The following is an 18627-nucleotide window of genomic DNA, read 5'->3' on the forward strand; positions in this document are numbered from 1 at the left end:
AACTCGACTACATTGCCCATTTTGAAAGTTTGCCATTACGTTGAAGTCAAAGTAAACCACCCGCCAAACCCATTCCCTCCAAGGAGCCCGCACAATGGCAGCCTATCAATACGTCTATCACATGGACGGCGTGTCCAAGACCTATCCTGGCGGCAAGAAAGTTTTCGAGAACATCCGCCTCTCCTTCCTGCCCGGCGTCAAAATCGGCGTGGTCGGTGTCAACGGCACCGGGAAATCCACGCTCATGCGGATCATGGCCGGTCAGGACAAGGACTTCCAAGGCGAGGCTTGGGCCGCCGAGGGCGCGAAAGTTGGCTATCTCCCGCAGGAGCCAGAACTCGACCCCTCCCTCGACGTGCGCGGCAACGTGATGCTTGGCGTGGCGGAGAAGAAGGCCATCCTCGACCGCTACAACGAACTGGCCATGAACTACTCCGACGAGACCGCCGAGGAGATGGCCAAGCTGCAAGACGAGATCGACAGCCAGAACCTGTGGGATCTCGATGCGCAGATCGACGTGTCGCTGGAAGCCCTGCGCTGCCCGCCCGACGACGCCGACGTGACCACGCTTTCGGGCGGTGAGAAACGCCGTGTCGCCCTGTGCAAACTGCTGCTCGAAGCCCCCGACATGCTGCTCCTCGACGAGCCGACCAACCACCTCGACGCCGAGACCATCGCATGGCTCCAGCAACACCTCATCGACTACAAGGGCACGATCCTGATCGTCACCCACGACCGCTACTTCCTCGATGACATCACGGGCTGGATTCTCGAACTCGACCGCGGCTCTGGCATCCCCTACGAGGGCAACTACTCCGCATGGCTCGAACAAAAGGCCAAGCGTCTGGAGCAGGAAGCCCGCGAGGACAAGGGCCGCCAGAAGACCCTTGAGCGCGAACTCGAATGGATGCGTCAGGGCCAGAAAGCCCGTCAGGCCAAACAAAAGGCCCGCATCAACGCCTATAACGAACTCGCCTCCCAGTCCGAGCGCGAGAAGGTCGGCCGTGCCCAGATCGTCATCCCCAACGGCCCGCGCCTTGGTGCCAAGGTGATCGAGGTCGAGGGTCTCAAGAAGGCCATGGGCGACAAGCTCCTGATCGAAGACCTCTCCTTCTCCCTGCCCCCTGGTGGCATCGTCGGCGTGATCGGTCCCAACGGCGCGGGTAAATCGACCCTGTTCAAGATGCTCACGGGTCAGGAACAACCCGACGCGGGCACCATCGAATACGGTGACACCGTACAACTGTCCTACGTTGACCAGTCCCGCGACGACCTCGACCCAAATGCAACCGTCTGGGAAGCCATCTCTGGCGGGGCCGAGATCATCGAACTGGGCGACGCGCAGGTCAATTCCCGCGCCTATTGCTCCACCTTCAACTTCAAAGGCGGCGATCAGCAGAAGAAGGTCGGCGTGCTGTCAGGCGGTGAACGCAACCGCGTCCACATGGCACGGCTCTTGAAAGAAGGCGGCAACGTGCTGCTCCTCGACGAGCCGACCAACGACCTCGACGTGGAAACCCTGCGTGCACTGGAAGACGCGCTGACCGACTTCGCAGGTTGCGCCGTGGTCATCTCCCACGACCGCTTCTTCCTCGACCGTATCTGTACCCACATCCTCGCCTTCGAAGGCGACGCGCATGTGGAGTGGTTCCAAGGTAACTTCGAGGACTACGAAGAAGACAAGAAGAAGCGCCTTGGCGCGGATGCACTTGAACCTAAGCGGTTGAAGTATAAGAAATTTTCCAGATAGAATCTGGGGAATTTCCTTCGCCGCCTAGGTGATGCGACATACAAAAGCGCCCTTCGGGGCGCTTTTTTTGTGAGGGCGAGGCTGCGTATTTTCAAAGAAAACGCGCGTTCGCGCCCCGTGGAGCATGAGCGGAAGGTGTCAGTTTGGAAAGTGACAAAGGCGTCTTCCGTTGACCAACTGGGGCCCGCACCTGTCTCTAATGTGGCCTAAACCCTACCCGCACGTTCAATAATAGGGTTCTATGGCCATGAAATGCCGTATTCATGATCACAGTCGCGAAATCGAAGAAAGACGCCTTAGCAATGAAAACAGATGGCAAGTTTTATAACTTTATTTGTTCTGCGAATGAGAACCAGTGGGAGCGCACTCCTTCACAGTTCACAAGAAGCCGTATGCTTGAGTATACAGACGCATACATTCCAACGGTTTTAGAACGCGAGCATGGTTCAATTGAAACGGCGATCACCAAGATTCCGACGCTATTTGCATACGAAGATTTCGTAGGGAAAAAGGCGCAAGTTGGATACATTACAACAACCACTTACGTCGACGAAGAAATTGTCATCGCTTATGAGCTTGATGATAACTATCTGCCGCTGACTACAGAAGAACTTGAAGAGCTTTGCTTCGAGTTAGAAATTGAGCGATTTGAATTAAGCCGAACACATTGGGCAATAAAGCATATCGATCTCTTAGCGGTGATGGAGAAACGCGGTAAGCGAGTCCCAAACCTCACACAAGCATCGACGGATACTAGCCAAAAGACTGAAGAGCCTCAAGAAACCTCTACCCCTACTGCTAAAAAGAAAATTTTTGTCAGTTACTCACATTCTGACGCGAAATATCTTTCAAGGCTTCAAACACACCTTAAGCCTCTTGAGAGTCGCATTGAAATAGAACTTTGGGCAGATACTCGACTAGTTGGCGGAGATGATTTCAAATCTGAAATCCAACGCAATTTGGAAGAATGTTCGTTGGCAATACTTTTAGTATCGGCGGATTTCTTGGCATCTGATTTTGTCGTCAGATACGAATTGCCTCCCCTCTTAAAAAAACACGAAGAGGATGGTTGTCGGATTGTCCCAATCATCGTGAAACCATGTATTTTTACAGCCATAGACGAACTAGCAAAATTTCAATCATTAAACGACCCAAAAGAATCCCTGTGCAGTCTAACTGAGGCAAAGCAGGAAGAAATTTATTCAAAGGCAGCACGGCAAGTTCTCGACCTATTTGGGCCACCCCCCCGCGCCTGACCCGAGGGGCGGTGCGTGAAACGCGCAGCCCCGTGGGGGCGGGTCTGGCGGTCTAACGCGCATTGCTGCGCAATACGCTACCGACCACGCGCGCGGCTTGGCCGCACGCTTGCACCCTTAAAGAACCTCACGCCCCTCACCACTCCGAGCAGGCTCCCTGTCAGCATTGGAACTGGTGATCTTCCCGCATCGCCTCGCAACACGCCCCCAGCGCGACGGGTCGCGTGGTTGCCTTCTGTCTCCTGCGTCGGCACCTGCGCCCACTCCCCCGCGCCCCCGCGCGGGTGGGGTTGTCGACGGGAAAGGCTCCCCTGCCCGTCTTGCCCCCAGCGCCGCCACTCGCGCCCCGCTCATCACAGCTCATGCCGCTCTGGCGGGTTGCGCCATGCTTAGAGGCATTCGATGTCGCTCTTGCCCTGCGCGTAGGCGTGTTCCCATGCGGCAAAGCGGCGGTCGTAGAGATCGACCTGCGCGATCTTCATCTGGGCGAAGGTGGCGAGAACGTGGTTAATGCGAGCCTGATAGCCTTCGCCTTGGGCGCGGAAGAACTTGGCCACGCTCTCGTCGAGCCGCAGAGTGATCTTGACCTTCTTCTCGGCCACGTCCACGTCTTGCTCCAGCGTCTTCCATGCTTCGGGCACCACGTCCCGCACGTCCCAGTCCATAGGCTCGAAACGGCGCAGGGCCTCGGCGGTGCGGCTGAGCCTTTCAAGGGCAAGGCGTTTTGTCTTGGTCAGTTGCGGGCGGGATTTGACGAGTTGCGGGCGTGCCATGTGGGTCTCCGTAGTTGGTGCGGGCAGTTTGCGCGAAACTGGTTAACCGCACCTCATCGCAGCGTGCGCAGGGGTCCGACACATGTCCGACGGATGTCCGATGCATATCCGCCACAGGCGGGAACGGGGATTGGCGCGCTTTGGGGGCGCGCAAAGAAACCGCTATGCAAAGACGTCGAATCCTGTCATAAGGGGCCTCGCTACGTTACCTCTTTCGACCCTCTGTACTCCCTAACCGGCCGCAGTCCTCGAACGACCACTGACTGAGCCGGGTTGCCGCATATCGTGGGCAACGCTTTGAAAACTTAGGAGAATACGGATGGCTAATGGCACCGTGAAATGGTTCAATTCCACTAAAGGTTATGGCTTCATCGAGCCCGAAGGCGGTTCTAAAGATGTGTTCGTTCACATCTCCGCAGTCGAGCGCTCTGGCCTGACTGGTCTTGCTGACGGCGCGAAAGTGACCTTCGACATCGAAAACGGCCGTGACGGTCGCGAGTCGGCGATCAACCTCGTCGTTGCCTAAGACTTTAAGTCTTTGGAAAAATTGATGAAATGCCCGCGTTTGTCGCGGGCATTTTTCGTTTTCGGGGTTATTTCTTTTTGACGAATTCGGTGAGGATCACGATCCGCTGCCCTTCGACACGCCCCTCGATATGACCCGCATTATCGGCCACCAAAGAGATGCCCCGCACAGCCGTCCCGCGCTTGGCGGTAAAGCCCCCGCCTTTGACGGGTAAGTCTTTGATAAGAACCACAGTATCGCCCGACGAGAGCACCGCACCGTTGCTGTCGCGGTGGATGAGTTCGGGACCAACCGCCTTCGCCCATTCCTCAACCTCGGGCTCAAGGTAGAGCATGTCGAGCGCATCGGCAGCCCAAGCCTCTGATTTGAAACGGTTAAGAAGCCGCCACGAGAGGACTTTCACAGCATCGCTCTCCGACCACATCGCCGTGGTCAGGCTCTGCCAATGACCCTCGGGAACCTCTTCCCCTTTGATCCCGCCTGCGCAGGTCGCACATAGCGCCACCGTCTCGGTGCGCGGCGCAATAGCCATATCCGTTGTCGCGGGCGCGCCGCAAATTTCACATTCCGCCATAATATCCTCCGTTAATGGCGCGGACCCTAAGCGGCACGGCTGGGCGCGGCAAGCGACAAACCGCCCAAATAGGCCCAGACACCTCTGGAAACTCGGCTGGGAACCGATCATAGTCGAAGCGCGTTCGCCCTTAAGGACGATCGGACAGGACTTCGGTGAGACATATAATGCGAACAGCTTTAACCCTCGCGCTCCTCCTCGGCTCTACCGCCGCAGGAGCATTCGAGTTACACCTGACCACGGACGGCGACGAAGATTTGCGTGGACAGATCAGGGGTGTTTCAGCTCTTGCCAATGCCGACGAGAATGGCATCGACGACCCCGACGAAATCATCGCCGCAGTTCAGTCCGATTACCGTTCCATCCTCGGCGCGCTCTACCGCGAGGGCTATTACGGCCCGAGCATTTCGATCAAGGTGGACGGACGCGAAGGATCGTCTATCCCGTTGATTTCCCTACCCGACAACGTGAACTCCGTGGCGATCACGGTGGAGAAGGGGCCGCGATTTTCTTTTGGCCGCACCGAGGTTTCCCCACTGGCTCCCGATACGGATTTGCCCGACGGTTTCGCCACGGGCGAAACGGCCCGCGCACCTCTCGTGGGTGCCGCGCGTGATGCCGCCATCGACGGCTGGCGGGCCGTGTCGCACGCCAAGGCGGAAATGGTCACGCAATCCGTTATAGCCGATCATCCCGAACGCCGCCTCGATGTAGCGATCGGCATCGACCCAGGTCCACGCGTGACATTCGGAACGCTCCTTGTGGCGGGCGAGACAATCGTCTCGGAACGGCGGGTGCGCAAGATTGCGGGGCTACCCGAGGGAGGCGCCTACTCGCCAGAAGATCTCGACCTTGTCGCCAACAGATTGCAACGGACGGGAGCCTTCCGATCTGTGACCCTGACCGAGGCAAGGACGCTTGGCGAGGGGAACACGCTCGACATCACCGCAAAGGTGGTTGATGAAACGCCGCGACGCTTCGGGTTCGGCGCGGAATTGTCATCGCTTGAGGGCGGCACCCTTTCAGCCTACTGGATGCACCGCAACCTGACCGCCAACGCCGACCGTCTGCGTTTTGACGGCGAGATATCAGGGCTGGGCGGATCGACGGGCATTGATGTGTCGCTCAGTGCAAGCTACCGCCGCCCCGCGACCTTCCACGCAAAATACACCGCCCTTCTTGGCGCGCAGATCGAACATATCAACGATCCAGGCTACCGCGCCAACACGGGCGAGTTCTCTTTCGGGGTCGAGGTTGAGGCCTCCCGCCTGTCGCAGGTCACGGCCTCCATTGGCTACCGCTACTCCGATGTCAGCGATGCGTTCGGCAATCGCAGTTTCCACCATATTATTTTCCCCGTCGCAGGTGAACGCGACATGCGCGACGATGCGCTGGACACAAAGCACGGCACCTATGCCGCCGCAGAGATCATGCCTTTCGTGGGTCTGAGCGGCTCGCAATCTGGCGTGCGCGTAACGTCCGATTTCCGGGGCTACCTGAGCTTTGGCGAGGATGACCGCGTGACACTCGCAGGGCGGGTGCAGACGGGATCGGTCTTCGGCGCGAACACGGGTGACGTGCCGCCCGACTTCCTGTTCTTCTCTGGCGGCGGCGGTTCGGTGCGCGGCCAACCCTACCAATCGCTCGGCATCCCCGTAGGTGGCAGTTTTGCGGGCGGGCGCGGGATGTTTGCCTTCTCCACCGAATTGCGCGCGATGGTCACGGACAAGATTGGCGTGGTGGGCTTTGCCGACCTCGGAGCCATTGGCACGGACCCCATCCCCACACGCGGCGCGACATGGCACGCAGGTGCGGGGCTCGGGGTGCGCTACCACACAGGATTTGGCCCGATCCGCCTTGATCTCGCGCTGCCTGTCTCGGGAACGACGGGCGACGGCCTGCAACTCTATGTCGGGATCGGACAAGCATTTTGAGACCCGCACGCTGCATATCCGCCCCGCTTCGCACCGCCACGCTTGTCACTGGACTCGCAGTCACACCGCTCGTCGCATCCGCACAGGACGACGACCAAACGGAGCGCGACCGCTCCTTCATCGTGGGCTTTCTTGAAGACAACCTTAGCGGCGCAGGGCGCGACATTCGGATCGACGGGTTCGAGGGACTGTTGAGCGCGCGGGCGACGCTTGATCAAATGACCATCTCGGATGCCGAGGGCGTGTGGTTCACCATGCGCGACGCGGTGCTTGATTGGGATCGAACGGCGCTTTTGCGCGGACGGCTGGAGATTGACGAAATCACCGCCGCAGAGATCATCGTCGCGCGTCTGCCCGATGCAGGTGACGCGATTGACCTACCCGATCCCGAAGTCACGCCCTTTGCCCTGCCCGAACTGCCCGTGTCCATCGACATCGGGCGGATCGCCGTCGAACGGGCCGCGCTTGGCGCGTCGGTTTTGAAGATCGGTGAAGAGGTGGTGATCACCCTTGAAGGCACCGCGCAGATCGCCGATGGCGCGGGCTCCGCAAACCTTGATATTTCGCGCGTCGATGGTGCCGAGGGGCAATTTGTCGTCGATGCCTCCTACGCCAACGACAGCCGAATGCTCGCACTTGACCTGTCGCTTGAGGAAGGCGCGGGCGGGATCGTGTCGGGGTTGACCAACCTGCCTGGGTCGCCGCCCCTGCGCTTGAGTGTTGCAGGTGAGGGGCCGCTGGACGATTTCACCGCGGATATCGGATTGGCCACCAATGGTGTGGAGCGGTTGACGGGGCAAGCACAGCTGAGCACGCCGCCCGCTTCCGAAACAGACGTCACTGACATTGCGGACAGCACAGAAGAGACCGCGGACACAGACACGCCACAGGCGCGCGCATTTTCCGTCGATTTGTCGGGTGATCTGACGCCGCTCTTTTCGGACGACTACGCACGGTTTTTCGGCACGTCGAGCCGCCTCGTCGCGCACGGGTTGTCCCACGCGGACGGGCGCTTTGATCTCGACGATTTCACGCTGGAGACGCAGGCCCTGTCGCTGACGGGGGAGGTTGCTCTGGCTTCCGATGGCCTGCCGCAGTCCTTTGCGTTGTCGGGTCGCATTGCGCCTGTCGACAGGCTGCCCGTGTTGCTGCCGATTTCGGGGCCGCGTGCATTCCTCGACGGAGCGACACTCTCGGCGCGTTACGACGGGCTTGAGAGCGAGAGTTGGCAGGCAGATATCAGCGCACGCGGTTTTTCCCGTGATGGCACACAGGTCGACCGGATTTCACTGACGGGCGCAGGGCGCATTGCGCGGGGCAGCGCCACAGGCGTTGCCGGTCTGGCACGCGAAGTGGCGGGCGATGTGTTGCTTACGGTGGATGGGTTTGCCTCGGAGATCGAAGGGCTCACGGAAGCCTTGGGCACAGCGTTTGATGCAGCCATGACATTCGCGTGGGAAGACGGCACGCCGCTCAACCTCGAACGTTTCGAAGTGACCACGGGCGCGACACTGTTTGCGGCATCGGGCGCGCTTACGGGGCTGGACACGGGGCTTGCTTTCAACGGCGGGCTGATCCTCGACACGCCGAGCCTATCACGCTTTGCCACTCTGTCGGGCATGGACATCAAGGGCGAAACCGAGCTTTCCGCCTCGGGCGAGGTGGTGCCGCTTTCGGGTGCGTTCGACCTCTTCGTTGAGGGCACGGGGAGCGGGATCGCGCTTGGCGTAGACCGCCTCGACACGCTTTTTGGCGGCGCATCACGGTTTGAAGTATCCGCGCGGCGTGACACCGAGGGCGTGACGCTCGAAGGCATCGACCTTGAGACATCACAGCTCACCGCAAGCGGGTCGGGGAGGCTGTCCACGGAAGTCGGGCGCCTCGATCTGGACGCGCGTATCGCCGATGTGGCGAGGCTCGGCACGGGCCTGTCTGGCCCCTTGACCATCGACGCCGTTCTGGACCGCCAAGGCGCGGATGCCGATTGGGACACGCGCGCCGATTTGGTCGGGCCTGGCGGCGCATCGTTGCAGGTGCGCGGCGGCATGGCTACGGATTTCACCGAAGCTGCGCTTTCCTTGACAGGTGACGCGCCCTTGGGGCTGGCCAACAGTTTCACCCGCTCGGCGCTTGCACAGGGCACGGCCAATTTCAATTTGAACCTGAACGGTCCGCTCGCCCTCGACAGCCTGTCGGGCGCTGTGGTCTTGGAAAGCGGTGCGCGGGTGGTTCTGCCCTCGATCAGCGAAACGCTAACCTTCTCCTCGGCGCGCGTCGACCTGTCGGGTTCGCGCGCATCAATTAGCGCCAGCGCGGAACCACGGCTCGGCGGACAGCTTGGCGTGAGCGGCGCGCTCGGCCTCACAGGCGGGTTTGCAGCCGACCTTACGGTCACGCTCGACGGGATTATCAGCGAAGATCCCGCGCTCTACACCACGTCTCTCGACGGGCAGCTTGCACTCAACGGATCACTCACCGCGAACCCGCGCCTATCGGGCACAATCCGCCTTGGCGAAACGGCGGTCAAACTGTCACCCTCAGCGCTCGGCGCGGGCGGTGACGTGCCGGAAATCACTCATGTCGGCGCGCCCTCCGACGTGCAAATCACGCGCGACCGTGCGGGGCTTTTGGGGAGCAGCACGACAAGCAGCGGCAGTGGCAAGGTGTTGCTCAACCTGCAAGTGCTCGCGCCCGACCGCATTTTCATCCGAGGCAGCGGCGTAGACGCGGAACTTGGCGGTTCTTTGACCCTGCGCGGAAGCACGGCCAATCTCGTCCCGACAGGGCAATTCAACCTGATCCGCGGGCGGATCGCTCTGCTGGGAAAACGCATTGATCTGGACGAGGGCGAGTTGGCCCTACGCGGCGATCTTGACCCGACCTTCCGCCTCTCGGGTGTGTCGGAAGCGAATGATATCACCGTGCGGATCACCACAAGCGGCCGTATTTCCGAGCCCGAACTTCTTCTGACCTCCAGTCCCAGTCTTCCACAGGAAGAAATCCTCGCGCAGCTTCTCTTTGGTCGCGCACTGTCGGAAATCTCCGCGCTGCAAGCCGCACGCATGGCCGCCGCAGTGGCTCAACTGGCGGGCGGGGGCGGACTGTCGGGATCGGTCCGCGAGGGTTTCGGGCTTGACGATCTGGACCTGTCGACCACCGACGACGGGGAGACGGAGCTCAAAGTTGGGAAATACATTTCCGATAAGCTCTACACCGATGTGACCGTCGACAGCACGGGGCGCAGCGAGATCAACCTCAACCTCGATGCCACGGACAATGTCACCGTGAAAGGGTCGGTCACCTCGGGCGGCGATACCAGTATCGGCGTATTCTTCGAAAAAGACTACTGATCCACACCCCACGCGCACTTTGACATCGGTCATAGTCGACGTGGTGATCTGTGCTACTGTGGCTTCACTGGCGTGGAGAGAGTGCCGTGGAAACCGTATTTCATACCGAAGACGTTGTGAAAACCTACCAGACGGGCGGCACCGAGGTGCGGGCGCTCGACGGTGTTGACCTTGATCTCTTCGCTGGGGAGTTGACGGTTCTGCTCGGACCATCGGGGTCGGGAAAATCGACGCTTCTGAACATACTGGGCGGCCTGGACCACGCGACCAGCGGGAAGGTGCTGTTTCGCGACACCGACCTCACCACGCTGTCGGACCGTGAATTGACCCGATACAGGCGCGATCACGTGGGTTTCGTCTTCCAGTTCTACAACCTCGTCCCCTCACTCACCGCGCGTGAGAATGTGCAGATGGTGACGGATATCGCCCCCGATCCGATGAGCGCGGCGGAGGCGTTGGAGAGGGTTGGTCTCAGTCACCGCATCGACCACTTCCCCGCCGAGCTTTCAGGTGGGGAGCAACAGCGCGTCGCCATCGCCCGCGCCATCGCCAAGCGGCCCGAAGTGCTTTTGTGTGACGAGCCGACGGGAGCGCTCGATAGCCATACGGGAGTACAGGTGCTCGAAGCGATCCGCGAGATCAACGAGACCCTTGGTACGACCGCCATCGTCATCACCCATAACGCAGCCATTCAGGCCATGGCGCATCGCGTGATCCGCTTTCAGGACGGGAATATCTCCTCAGTCGAGACAAACGCGACCCGCATCGCACCTTCCGAAATCGAGTGGTAGCCATGCACGCACTCGACATCAAACTCATGCGCGACTTCAAGCGGTTGTGGAGCCAGTCACTGGCGATTGCGCTGGTACTGGCCTGCGGGGTGATGATCCTCCTGACCTCCTTCGGGATGTATCGCGCGCTCGACGACACGCTGGCGGCATTCTACGAACGTAACTCTTTCGCCGATGTCTGGGCCAGTGCGGACAAGGCGCCCATGCGGCTGGTCGGAGAACTTGCCGAAATCGACGGGGTGCAAAGCGTTGACGCGCGGGTGGAGAAGACCCTTGTGCTCGATATCGAAGGCCGCGTGAAATCGGCCTCGGGTCTGGCCCTGTCACTGCCCGAAAGCGGCGACCTACCGCGTCTCAACGTGCCGATCATCCGTTCGGGGCGCCTGCCCGATCCGCAAGCCAGTGACGAGGTGATGGTGTCGGAACCCTTTGCCGATGCGCATGGTTTCGAGCTTGGAGACCGCTTCGAGGCGCTCTTGTCGGGACGCAAGCGGTCGCTGCGCATCGTTGGCACCGCTCTCTCGCCCGAATTCGTCTATGCCATCGGGCCAGGTGCAATTATGCCCGACGACGAGAACTTCGGCATCCTTTGGCTACCTGAGGCGATGCTGGCAGCGGCCTTTGATATGTCGGGAGCCTTCAATTCGGTCGCGCTGGCCGTGACGCGGGACGCCAATGTCGCCACGGTGATGGCGCAGGTCGAGGACATTCTCGATCCCTACGGCGGCTCGGGGGCGATTGCGCGCGCGGATCAAGTGTCCAATGCCTTTGTTTCCACCGAGATCGCACAGCTCAAGAATATGTCCGTTGTCCTGCCGCCGATCTTCTTCGGCATTTCGGCCTTTCTGGTGAACATGGTGATCGGGCGGATCATCGCGCTGGAGCGTAGCGAGATCGGGCTTTTGAAGGCGCTCGGATATTCGGACGTGCAGATCGCCTCACACTACATCCTGCTTGCGGGGCTGACGGCGGTGCTCGGCATTGCGATCGGCTGGGCAACGGGTGGGGCGGCGGCCAAGGCGATGGCGGCGCAATATGCCTATTATTTCAAGTTCCCCTATCTGGTGTTCAATGTCTCCTATGACGCCTATGCGCTCTCTGGTTTTCTCGCGCTCCTGACGGCAGCATTGGGTGCGTTGCGCTCGGCTCTAGCGGCTGCGCGGCTGGCCCCTGCGGTGGCCATGTCCCCCCCTGCCCCGCCGCGTTTCAAGCGCTCACTCTTTGACCGCGCTCTCACCGCCCTGAACCCCACGCAGCCCACGATGATGATCTGGCGGTCGATCATCCGTTGGCCGTGGCGCGCGGCAATGTCGGCGCTTGGCCTGTCGATGGCGGTGGCGGTGCTGATCTCGGCGGGCTTCTTCAACAGCGCAATGGAAGAGATCGTGGACGTGGCTTTTGAGCAATCGAACCGCGAGGATGCGATCCTCATTCTGGCAGGCGACCGCCCTCTCTTCGCGCTTGAGGACGTGCGTAACCTTCCGGGGGTGGTGGAAGTTGAAGGCGAATTGATGAGCCCCGTCACCCTGCGCAACGGTCATCGTGAAAAGAAACTGTCGATCATCACACGTGGCGCGGGCGCGAGCCTTGCACGTTCGCTGGATGATGATGGCCAACCGATTGAGCCCGAAGGTTCGGGGATCGTTATCACCAACCGCGTGGCGGAGGTGCTGCACATCGGGAAGGGTGACATGGTCTGGGTCGAGTTCATGACGGGTCATAAGGAAACGCACCGCCTCGTGGTGAGCGACGTGGTCGACCAGTATCTCGGCCTCGGTGCCTATATGACCCGCGATGCGATGGCCGCACTGCAACGGACGGCACCGCGCATCTCGGTGGCCAATGTGACAATTGATCCCGCGCAGGACGAGGCGTTCAACGCCGCGATCAAGGATACACCCGCCATTGCGGGATCGGTCCGGATGTCGGACATGCGGCGCGGCTTTCAGGACACGCTTGACGAAAGCGTCACCGCGACCAATTCAGTCTTTATCGTCGTGGCGGTTCTGATCACCGTCGGCCTGTCCTACAATGGCGCGCGCATTCAACTTTCCGAGCAGGCGCGGGAGTTGGCGTCGCTGCGCATTCTCGGCTTCTCCAACGGTGAAGTGTCCTACATCCTCGTGGGTGAAACCATGCTCGTCGCCTTGGCCGCACAACCACTCGGCTGGGCGCTTGGCTACTGGATTTCCACCGCCATGGCCGCAGGCTTCACCTCCGATCTCTATTCCATCCCGATGGTCCTGCCCACGGCATCCTTTGCCCGTGCCAGCCTGATCGTGCTCGCCGCCGCGCTCGGCTCGGCGCTACTGGTGCGGCGGCGCATTGACCGTCTCGACCTCGTCTCCGTCATGAAAACACGGGAGTGACCCATGACCTCCAGAACTCGCAAATCCCTGCTTATTCTGATCGTGCTTGCGCTCGTCGGTGCGTTGGTGTTCATCGGCTTTCGCCCCCATCCGATAGCCGTCGATGTGGCCGAGGTAACGCGCGGGCCGATGGTGGTGACGATCAACGCCGACGGGAAGACCCGCATTCGCAACATCTACGAGGTTTCCGCACCGATTTCAGGCACGGCCTTGCGCACCCCCGTCGAAGAAGGCGACAGCGTAGTGGCTGGCGAGACGGTTGTGGCGCGGATCGAACCCGTCGCCCCCGCTCTGCTCGACACCCGCACAACGGGACAGTTGGAAGCGGCTGTGCGTGAGGCGGAGGCCGCCTACCGGCTATCCAAAGCGCAACTGCGTCAGGCGGAAGAGGAAATGGCCTTCGCACGGCGCGAGGTGGAGCGGACACAGGAGTTGGTTGAACGCGGCGTGGCCTCTCAGACAACACTGGAGAACGCGCAGCAAGCATTGAGCTTGCGACTGGCCGCGCTGGATGCTGCGGCATCTGGCGTTGATATGTCCGCCTCGTCACTGGCAAGGGCAAAGGCAGCTCTGGGTGTGAATGGGGGAGAGGTTGACACGCGGTCGGTGGAAATACTGGCCCCCGCGTCAGGCACGGTTCTGGAGATTGCGCAAGAGTCGGAACACTCCGTTGCTGTGGGCGCGCCGCTTTTGACCATCGGGGATGTGAACGATCTGGAAATCGCCGCCGAGCTTTTGTCCTCGGATGCCGTCGGATTGCAGATCGGCGCACACGCGATTGTCGAACGCTGGGGCGGTGAGGAGGATCTGGAGGCGCGGCTGGTCTCACTCGCCCCCCGCGCGCAAACGAAGGTGTCGTCGCTTGGGATCGAGGAGCAGCGGGTTTCGGCGGTTTTCGATCTGGTCACACCGTCCGCAGAGCGCGAAGGGTTGGGCCATCAATACGCGGTGTTTTTGCGGGTCGTGACGTGGGAAGCCGAAGACGCGCTAAGGCTGCCCCTTTCGGCACTGTTCCGCGATGGCGAGGGATGGGCCGTTTTCGTCAAGGACGGAAATGTGGCGCGGCAGGTCGGCATAGAGATCGGTGTGCGGTCGGATGATATGGTCGAGGTGCTTTCGGGTCTTGAGGATGGCGACGAGGTCATCGTGCATCCCTCCGACGACATCACCGACGGGGCCGCGGTGATTGATCGCAACTCGCTGTAACGCGGCTGACGTCCTGCGCCGATACGGTCGCAAACCAAAGGCCACCCGCGCGGGTGGCCATTTTCAAATGGTGGATTTGGTGGAGTTGATCGGGATCGAACCGACGACCTCGTCATTGCGAACGACGCGCTCTCCCAACTGAGCTACAACCCCACGCTTGCACAGAAATTTGGGTATTTCGACCCGATCTGTCAAGATATCGGCACGCGGGCGCAGAGCGTCATTTCGTCAGTTTGGCAACGCCCCGCTTTGCTCGACAAAGGCAACGATATCACGAGCAGGACGAGCCCCCGCGATGCGCGCCACCTCGCGGCCACCTTGATACAGGATCAACGCGGGAATGCCGCGAATGCCGTTCTTCATCGAGACGGTAGGATGCTCCTCGGTGTTGATCTTGGCAAAGCGTGCGCGGCCCTTGAGCTCTTGCGCGGCCTTGGCAAATTCAGGTGCCATCATGCGGCACGGGCCGCACCACGGCGCCCAGAAATCAACGAGTATCGGAAGGTCGTCTTTCTTCGAAACGGCGGCCAGTGTCTTGGGATCAAGCTCGGCCACCTTGCCCGTGATCAAAGGTTCGCCACAGGTGCCACATTTCGGGCCTGCGCTTAGTTTGTCAGTGGGCACACGGTTGGATTGGCCGCAGGTGGTGCAAGCCAGTTTTACGGCGTCTTTGGTCAGGGACGTGGCCATGGGAAAGGCTCCATTTCACATTCATTTTTATGAATACATATGCAGCCGCAACGCGAAGTCAAGGCTGGCGCGGCGTGGCAGCTTCCTTTTCCGCCACGCCAATCCAGTGATCACTCCGCCGCTTCTACATAGCTCTCGGGCGGCGGACAGGAGCAGATCAGGTTGCGGTCGCCATAGGCATTATCGACCCGCCCGACGGGGGGCCAGTATTTGTCCACACGGAACGATCCCGGCGGAAAACAGCCCTGTTCACGCGAATAGGGGCGGTCCCATTCGGCCACCAGATCATCCACTGTATGCGGCGCATTGACGAGCGGGTTATTGTCCTGCGGCAGTTTCCCGTCTTCGATCTCAGCCATCTCGGCACGGATTGCCAGCATCGCGGAGCAGAAGCGATCCAGCTCGGCCTTCGTCTCGCTCTCGGTCGGCTCGATCATCAGGGTGCCCGCGACGGGGAAAGACATGGTCGGCGCATGGAAACCACAGTCCATCAGGCGCTTGGCAATGTCGTCCACACTCGTGCCCGTTGCGTCGCAAATCTCGCGCGGGTCGACGATGCATTCATGTGCGACGCACCCTTTGCGACCTTTATAGAGCACTGGGAAGGCGTCATCGAGGCGTGCGGCCAGATAGTTGGCATTCAGGATCGCAACCTTCGTGGCCTGCGTCAGCCCCTCGCCGCCCATGAGCATACAGTAGGCCCATGAGATCGGCAGGATCGACGCCGAACCGAAGCGCGCGGCCGAAACGGCACCACCTTCGCCATCCGTGCCCGTACCCAACGGATCACCCGGCAGGAAGCGGGCGAGGTGTGCTTTGACACCAATCGGCCCCATGCCCGGCCCGCCGCCGCCATGCGGGATGCAGAAGGTCTTGTGCAAGTTAAGGTGGCTCACGTCCGAGCCGATCTCACCGGGTTTCGCCAGCCCGACAAGCGCGTTGAGGTTCGCGCCATCCATATAGACCTGACCGCCGAAGTCGTGGGTGATCTTGCAGACCTCCTTGACGGTCTCCTCGAACACGCCGTGGGTCGAGGGGTAGGTGATCATACAGGCCGCGAGCTTGTCGCCCGCCGCTTCGGCCTTGGCGCGGAAATCGTCGATGTCGATGTCGCCGTTCTCGGCGGTTTTGACCACCACCACCTTCAGGCCGCACATCTGCGCAGAGGCGGGGTTGGTTCCGTGCGCGGACATAGGGATGAGGCAGATGTTGCGCCCGCCCTGACCGTTCGCGCGGTGATAGCCCTGTATCGCCAGAAGCCCCGCATACTCGCCCTGCGCGCCCGAATTGGGCTGCATGGACATGGCGTCATAGCCCGTGATTTCGCAGAGTTTCGCGCTCAGGTCGTCGATCATCTCGGCGTAGCCTTCGGATTGATCGGCGGGCGCATAGGGGTGCATCGCGTTGAATTCGGGCCATGTGATCGGCATCATCTCGACGGCGGCGTTAAGCTTCATCGTGCAGGAGCCGAGCGGGATCATGGCACGGTCAAGAGCGAGGTCGCGGTCGGCCAGTCGACGCATGTAGCGCATCATTTCCGCCTCGGCACGGTTCATGCCGAAAATCGGGTGGGTGAGATATTCGCTCTCACGCAAAAGTGCGTCGGGCACGGCAGGTTTGCGTGGCTCGTCGCCAGCGGTGGCGTCATGACCGAAGGCACGCCAAACCTTTTCGATAATCGCAGCATCCGTCATCTCGTCGAGCGAGATACCGATACGATCCTTGCCGATCTTGCGCAGGTTGATCCCTTCCGAAACCGCCGAACGCAGGATCACGCCCTGCATCGCGCCAACTTCGACCGTGATCGTGTCGAAGAATGCGTCAGGCGACACGGTGAAGCCCGACGATTTCAGCCCGTCCGCCAGACGCACGGCATTGAAGTGGATGCGCTCGCCAATGGCACGAAGCCCCGCAGGCCCGTGAAACACCGCATAAAACGAGGCCATGACTGCCAGAAGCGCCTGCGCCGTACAGACGTTCGACGTAGCCTTCTCGCGGCGGATGTGCTGCTCACGGGTTTGCAGCGAGAGGCGGTAGGCACGGTTACCGTTAGCATCTTTGGACACGCCGACAATCCGCCCCGGCATGGCGCGTTTGATCGCATCCTTACACGACATGAAAGCCGCGTGCGGGCCGCCAAAGCCCATCGGCACGCCGAAACGCTGTGCCGAACCGACCGCGATATCGGCGTCCATCGCACCTGGCTCCTTGAGCATGGTCAGGGCCATAAGATCGGTCGCCATGATGGCTATAGCCTTGACCTCGTGCAGCGCGGCGATCTGGGGCGTGAAATCTTGCACATTGCCGAAGGTGCCCGGATACTGGAAAATCGCCCCGAATACGGCGGAAGGATCGAGATCGCGCGGCGCACCGATCACCAGCTCGATCCCCAAGGGGGCCGCGCGGGTTTTCATCACTTCGATGTTCTGCGGGTGGCAGTTCTCGTCGATGAAGAACGCATTCGCCTTCGACTTCGACACCCGCTGCGCCATGGTCATCGCCTCAGCACAGGCGGTCGCCTCGTCCAGAAGAGATGCGTTCGCCACAGGCAAGCCCGTCATGTCGCTGACCATCGTCTGGAAGTTGAGAAGCGCCTCAAGACGCCCCTGCGCGATCTCGGGCTGGTAGGGCGTGTAGGCCGTATACCATGCAGGGTTTTCGAGGATGTTGCGCTGGATCGCGGGCGGGGTGGCCGTGCCGTAAAACCCCTGACCGATAAGCGAGGTCATAACCGTGTTGCGGTCCGCGACCTTACGCATGTAGCCCAGAACCTCATGCTCCGTCATCGGCTCCCAATCGAGCGGTGCCAGTTGGCGGATCGACATCGGCACGGTCTTATCGATGAGCGCCTCCAACGAAGGCACACCGATCGTATCGAGCATCTCCGCCATTTCGGCGGGCGACGGCCCGATATGGCGACGGTTGGCGAAGTCGTAGGGGTTGTAGGTCGTAGGCGTATAGGTCACGGGCAGCGGCTCCCAATTGGTCGAAAGTGGTGTGGCGCGATCAGCCGACGTGGTTCTTGTATTCGGCCTCGGACATGAAGTCGTCGAGCGCGGACATGTCTTCGATCTTCATCTTGAAGAACCATGCATCGCCCAGCGGGTCTTCGTTCACCTTGCCGGGATCTTCAGCCAGAGGACCATTCACTTCGACGATTTCGCCATCGAGCGGGGCGAGGATATCGGAGGCGGCTTTGACGCTTTCGATCACTACAACCTCGTCGTCTTTGGAGACGGTCTGGCCTTCATCAGGCAGCTCGACAAACACCACATCGCCAAGCGATGTCGCCGCGTGTTCGGTAATTCCGACGACGACAAGATCGTCCTCGATGCGCAGCCATTCGTGTTCTTCGGTGAATTTGATGTCGTCGGACATAGATGGAAATCCTCTCACTGTGGTGTTCGT

13 protein-coding genes and 1 tRNA gene are annotated in these 18627 nt (G+C 60.7%); 8 read left to right on the plus strand and 6 right to left on the minus strand.

Annotated elements, in window-relative coordinates; genetic code table 11:
• The first annotated feature begins 94 nt into the window (after window positions 1-94).
• On the plus strand, window positions 95-1750 hold the full coding sequence (gene ettA, locus ACN0SC_RS04005) for an energy-dependent translational throttle protein EttA (protein WP_417248361.1): 1656 nt from the start codon (window positions 95-97) through the stop codon (window positions 1748-1750).
• Between the two features lie 263 nt (window positions 1751-2013).
• Entirely contained in the window at window positions 2014-3006 is a 993-nt protein-coding gene (locus ACN0SC_RS04010) for a toll/interleukin-1 receptor domain-containing protein (protein ID WP_417248362.1), read from the plus strand.
• A gap of 389 nt (window positions 3007-3395) precedes the next feature.
• Here ACN0SC_RS04010 and ACN0SC_RS04015 read toward each other — a convergent pair whose 3' ends face one another.
• Window positions 3396-3779: a BrnA antitoxin family protein gene (locus ACN0SC_RS04015; RefSeq protein ID WP_417248363.1), complete on the minus strand. Its 384-nt coding sequence runs from the start codon at window positions 3777-3779 to the stop codon at window positions 3396-3398.
• Between the two features lie 319 nt (window positions 3780-4098).
• Here ACN0SC_RS04015 and ACN0SC_RS04020 point away from each other — a divergent pair, with 319 nt between their 5' ends.
• Complete coding sequence (locus ACN0SC_RS04020; protein WP_417248364.1) at window positions 4099-4305, plus strand: cold-shock protein; 207 nt, start codon at window positions 4099-4101, stop codon at window positions 4303-4305.
• Between the two features lie 67 nt (window positions 4306-4372).
• On the opposite strand, the gene ACN0SC_RS04025 is transcribed toward ACN0SC_RS04020, so the two are convergent.
• A complete protein-coding gene (locus ACN0SC_RS04025) occupies window positions 4373-4879 on the minus strand; it encodes an alkylphosphonate utilization protein (RefSeq protein ID WP_417248365.1) in 507 nt (168 codons plus the stop codon).
• A gap of 167 nt (window positions 4880-5046) precedes the next feature.
• Here ACN0SC_RS04025 and ACN0SC_RS04030 point away from each other — a divergent pair, with 167 nt between their 5' ends.
• From ACN0SC_RS04030 to ACN0SC_RS04050, 5 genes are all read left to right on the plus strand, one after another.
• Window positions 5047-6813, plus strand: coding sequence for an autotransporter assembly complex protein TamA (locus ACN0SC_RS04030; RefSeq protein WP_417248366.1), 1767 nt, complete (start codon window positions 5047-5049; stop codon window positions 6811-6813).
• Window positions 6810-10163 (plus strand): translocation/assembly module TamB domain-containing protein, encoded by a 3354-nt coding sequence (locus ACN0SC_RS04035; protein ID WP_417248367.1) that lies wholly within the window; start codon window positions 6810-6812, stop codon window positions 10161-10163. Before ACN0SC_RS04030 ends, ACN0SC_RS04035 begins: the two co-directional genes overlap by 4 nt.
• Window positions 10164-10249: 86 nt before the next feature.
• A complete protein-coding gene (locus tag ACN0SC_RS04040; RefSeq protein ID WP_417248368.1) occupies window positions 10250-10954 on the plus strand; it encodes an ABC transporter ATP-binding protein in 705 nt (234 codons plus the stop codon).
• Window positions 10955-10956: 2 nt separating this feature from the next.
• Entirely contained in the window at window positions 10957-13323 is a 2367-nt protein-coding gene (locus ACN0SC_RS04045; RefSeq protein WP_417248369.1) for an ABC transporter permease, read from the plus strand.
• Window positions 13324-13326: 3 nt separating this feature from the next.
• The gene (locus ACN0SC_RS04050; protein WP_417248370.1) at window positions 13327-14529 is read left to right on the plus strand and encodes an efflux RND transporter periplasmic adaptor subunit; all 1203 of its coding nucleotides are present in this window, start codon (window positions 13327-13329) and stop codon (window positions 14527-14529) included.
• 77 nt (window positions 14530-14606) lie between these two features.
• On the opposite strand, the gene ACN0SC_RS04055 is transcribed toward ACN0SC_RS04050, so the two are convergent.
• The 4 genes from ACN0SC_RS04055 to gcvH form a co-directional block, all read right to left on the minus strand.
• Window positions 14607-14682: transfer RNA gene (locus ACN0SC_RS04055), tRNA-Ala, on the minus strand.
• A gap of 75 nt (window positions 14683-14757) precedes the next feature.
• Window positions 14758-15219, minus strand: a complete 462-nt coding sequence (gene trxC / locus ACN0SC_RS04060; protein ID WP_417248371.1) for a thioredoxin TrxC — start codon at window positions 15217-15219, stop codon at window positions 14758-14760.
• 110 nt (window positions 15220-15329) lie between these two features.
• Complete coding sequence (gene gcvP, locus ACN0SC_RS04065; protein ID WP_417248372.1) at window positions 15330-18185, minus strand: aminomethyl-transferring glycine dehydrogenase; 2856 nt, start codon at window positions 18183-18185, stop codon at window positions 15330-15332.
• Window positions 18186-18225: 40 nt separating this feature from the next.
• On the minus strand, window positions 18226-18585 hold the full coding sequence (gene gcvH, locus ACN0SC_RS04070; RefSeq protein ID WP_417248552.1) for a glycine cleavage system protein GcvH: 360 nt from the start codon (window positions 18583-18585) through the stop codon (window positions 18226-18228).
• Between the last annotated feature and the right edge of the window lie 42 nt (window positions 18586-18627).

The organism is Celeribacter sp., from assembly GCF_048261515.1.
Lineage (GTDB): Bacteria > Pseudomonadota > Alphaproteobacteria > Rhodobacterales > Rhodobacteraceae > Celeribacter.